This window comes from Thermodesulfobacteriota bacterium (assembly GCA_026415035.1).
Classification (GTDB): Bacteria; Desulfobacterota; BSN033; order BSN033; family UBA1163; genus RBG-16-49-23.
In genome coordinates, this window is sequence record JAOAHX010000048.1 from 1 (window position 1) to 3,887 (window position 3,887).

General features: G+C 53.1%; 3 protein-coding genes. 1 reads left to right on the plus strand and 2 read right to left on the minus strand.

Annotation, left to right across the window (positions count from 1 at the left end):
• Positions 1-3,404: PAS domain S-box protein (locus tag N3G78_14740; GenBank protein ID MCX8119173.1), on the minus strand; the 3,404-nt coding region annotated here is incomplete at its 3' end.
• On the opposite strand from N3G78_14740, the gene N3G78_14745 reads away from it, so the two are divergent.
• Positions 3,292-3,588: a hypothetical protein gene (locus N3G78_14745; protein MCX8119174.1), complete on the plus strand. Its 297-nt coding sequence runs from the start codon at positions 3,292-3,294 to the stop codon at positions 3,586-3,588. The two genes, N3G78_14740 and N3G78_14745, sit on opposite strands and share 113 nt — an antisense overlap.
• An 8-nt stretch (positions 3,589-3,596) precedes the next feature.
• On the opposite strand, the gene N3G78_14750 is transcribed toward N3G78_14745, so the two are convergent.
• On the minus strand, positions 3,597-3,875 hold the full coding sequence (locus tag N3G78_14750; GenBank protein MCX8119175.1) for a bacteriohemerythrin: 279 nt from the start codon (positions 3,873-3,875) through the stop codon (positions 3,597-3,599).
• Positions 3,876-3,887: the final 12 nt, after the last annotated feature.

Here is a 3,887-nt window from a genome sequence, read left to right on the forward strand (position 1 = left end):
GAATCCTTCTCCTTTTCGAACAGACGAATCGCCTGAGGTCCATCAGAAGCCAGAAGAACCCGATATCCGAACCGGGCAAGCATCCTCGAAGTCATCACCCTCACGTTTTCATCGTCCTCGACCAGCAAGACGGTCTCCTTCCCCCTCGGGATTTCAAAGAGGGGCCTTTTTTCTTCGATCTCTGCAGCGGCCTCTTCGACCCTGGGAAAATAGACCTTGAAGGTGGAGCCCTTCCCCGGTTCGCTGTAGACCCAGATATATCCCTTGCTCTGCTTGACGATCCCGTATACGGTGGAAAGGCCCAAACCCGTGCCTCTCCCCTTCTCCTTGGTCGTGAAGAAGGGTTCGAAGATCCTTTCTTTGACCTCCGGGGTCATCCCCACTCCAGTATCGGTCATCGAAAACATCACATAACGGCCTGGGACGACAGAGACATGGTGCCGGGCATAGTGTTCGTCCAGCTCCACGTTGGAGGTTTCGATGGTCAACCTCCCCCCTGCCGGCATGGCGTCCCTGGCATTGACCGCCATATTGAGGATGACCTGCTCGACCTGGGAGGGGTCAGCTTTCACCCTGCCGAGATCTTCCGCTAAACAGGTGACCAGTTGAATGTCCTCCCCGATGATCCGGTGAAGCATCTTCTGGAGGTTCATAATGATCTGGTTTAGATCGATCACCTTGGGCTCCAGGATCTGCCTGCGGCTGAAGGCCAAAAGCTGCCGGGTCAGGTCCGAGGCCTTCCGGGCGGCCTCGCGGATCTGTTCGATCCCCTTTCTTAATGGGTGATCTTCTGAGAGTCCAAATAAGATCAGCTCGCAGTTTCCCTGGATGACGGTGAGAAGATTGTTAAAGTCATGGGCCACCCCACCGGCGAGGATCCCGATGGCCTCCATCTTCTGGGACTGACGGAGCTGATCCTCCAGGGCGGCCTTCTCCCCCTCCATCCGCTTCTTCTCCCTCATGTCTCGGAGAATGGCCACATAACCCTTGACCTCTCCCTCTGTGGACCGGATCGCAGAGACCACCACTTCCACGGGGATTCTCTCGCCATTTTTGTGAAGGACTTCATATTCGGTCCTGAAGAAACCCCTCTCTCGGATTAAAGGATAGTAAACCTCTCCGAACAGACGATAGCTTTCTTCCGAGGGATGGATAAGGCGGGTCGATTGCCCCTCGATCTCGTGCCGCTCATAACCGAAGAGGCGAGAAAACGCCTCGTTACAGGAAAGGATTCGCCTCTCCAGGTTGAGTAAGAGGATCGCATCGGAAGAATACTCCACGAGGGAGCGGTACTTTTCCTCGGAGGCCCTGAGAGCTTCCTCCGCCTTCACCCGGTCTGAGATATCGAGAACGGCCCCCAAAACATAAGGTTTTCCTTCAATCTCGATGACCTCGGCCGAAAGGAGGACATCGACCAACTCCCCCGATCTTTTCCGAAATCTGACTTCCTTATTTCTGATCACCCCTTTGGCCTTCAACTCATCGACAAAGGCGCCCCGATCCTCACTCGCAGGCCAGAGACCGAGCTCCAGGGAGGTCTTTCCGATGACCTCATGATAGCTGTATCCCGAGCCCCTGCAAAAGGCTTCGTTTACCTCGAGGTATCGCCCCTCCTCGAGGGTGGCGAGGCTAAGCCAGACCGGACTGGACCTGAAGGTCTTGGAAAACTTCTCCTCCGAAATCCGGAGGGCCGCTTCGTCCTTTTTCCGCTGGGTGACATCCCTGGCGATCCCAAGAAGACTTATCACCTCACCCCCTTTCAGGAGAGGGGATACGGTAAATTCACCGTAACGATATTCTCCGTTGGCATGAAGGAAACGGAGTTCAAAGGATGGAAATCTCTCTCCTTGGAGAGCCTTTTCATAGAAATTCATAATCCATTTTTCATCCTCAGGGTGGAGAAGGAAACGAAAGGGTTTGCCGATCCAGTCCTCCCGTTTCCATCCGGTGATGGAGTCAAACGCAGCATTGAGCGAAAGGATCCTTCCATCCGGGGATATGGTAAAGATGACGTCCCTCGCGCTCTCCACGAGCGTCCGGTAGCGCTCCTCGCTCTCTTTCAGGATCATCTCCGCTCGTTTCCTTCTCGTTATATTCCTCATCACATGGATAGTTCCTTTTATTTTCCCGGCTTCGTCGGATTGGGGGACGGTCATCACCTCAAAGAAGCCATCCAGGTGGGGCTCCTCTACCTCCTTGTTGACGACCTTCCCAGTAGCGAGGGTCTCTCGATGGGGGCAGTCGGGTGGAGGGCTGTCCGTTCCGTGGATCAGCCTGTAGCAAAACTGGCCCTTGGCCTCCTCCGGAGGGATGCCGATCAGCTCGGAGGCTGCCCGGTTGATGCGGAGGATCCGATTCTCTCTATCCAGAATGAAGATCTGGTCATAGACGGAGTTGAAGGTCCTTTCCCATTCCTCCAATGCCTCCCGGAGGGAAAGATGGGCCCGGTTCAATCTTTCGGCCATCTCTGAAAGGGCTCTTACGAATTCTCCGATCTCGTCTGACGAGGAAGAGAGGGAGGCCAATCGATCATCAAAATCTTTTACCTCGGAGAAGCCCTTTTCCCCCACCTCCTTGACCAACCGCCGGAGCCTCTGAAGGGGGTCTGTGATCCTCCGAATGGCGAGGTTCGATACCACCACAGAGATCAAGACGATGATCAAAGTATAAAAGATGATCCTCGTCCTCGTTTTATAGATGGGGGCAAAGGCCTCGCTCTTATTTTGTTGGACCACCAGGACCCAATCGGTTTCGGGGATTCGCCTTACTGATCGGACGACGGGAACCCCCTCTGAGTCGAGGCCCTCTTCCAACCCATCGGCCCCAAACCGAGAAGGCTCATCGGACACCGGGGAGGAAATGGGAGCGGCCAGCTGAAAGACCTTCTCATCATCCGGGTGAACCAAAATCCTCCCGGAGGAGGCCTCGATAACGTAAAGAAACCCAGACTCTCCGATCCGGACCCTCCGGATCCCTCCGAAGGCATCGGGGTGGAGAAGCATGACGGAGCAGCCCAGAAGCCCGAGGGTTTGATTTCGGGCCCCTTTCAGAAGGGCGGTAAACGTGACCACGGGCATTCCTGTCCGGGCGGACCGATAGGGGATGCCGATGATCCCCCTCTGTTTTTCCATCGTCGTCTTGAAATACTCCCGGTGGGAAAAGTTTTGTCCTCTTATCCGGGGATGGGGAGGATAGTCCGCCAAGAGATCCCCTTTCTCGTCGAGGATAAAAATCCCGTTTTCAAACTTCGGGTAGAGGGCAAAACAATTTTTTAAATGGTTTTCAATAAGGGTGGAATTTTTCTCCTCCAGCGCCTTTGCGGGGAGAAAGGAGGCTATGGTCTGGGCATCGTTAAGGGTATCTTTCAGGAATGAAGAGATGAACCGGGATTGGATCAGGGAGATTGTTTTGAACTCTTCAAAGATCGCTTTCCTGAGAGAGTTTTCGAAATACTGGATAAATAGGAATCCCGCAATCGTGAAGAAAACGATTACAAGAAGCGTTACCCACAGAGCGGTTCGGGTCCTTAGGCTCATAAAAAAGCCCAGAAAGAGAGGAGACCCCCCTTTTAGAAATAAAGCCGCCTAAATTTTCTATCAGGAAATGCCTTTCGATTTTAAGAAGGGACCGTATCGTCTATCCGAACCTTTGATGTGATTCTGGACCCAGTCGCACAAAAAATTCATCACCTGGATGGATAATCTGACATTTCCCCTGTCGTAATCTTCTTTGAAGGCCTTTACCTTGGAAGAAAAGTCTGAATGCTCCTTCATGTGGGAGCCTGCCTCCGGGTAGGCAAACTTACGAAAATAATCTTCCTCCGTTCTAAAATGGGTCGATGCATAATCCATAAGGTTCTTTATAAGATTTGTCAAGATTTCCTTTCC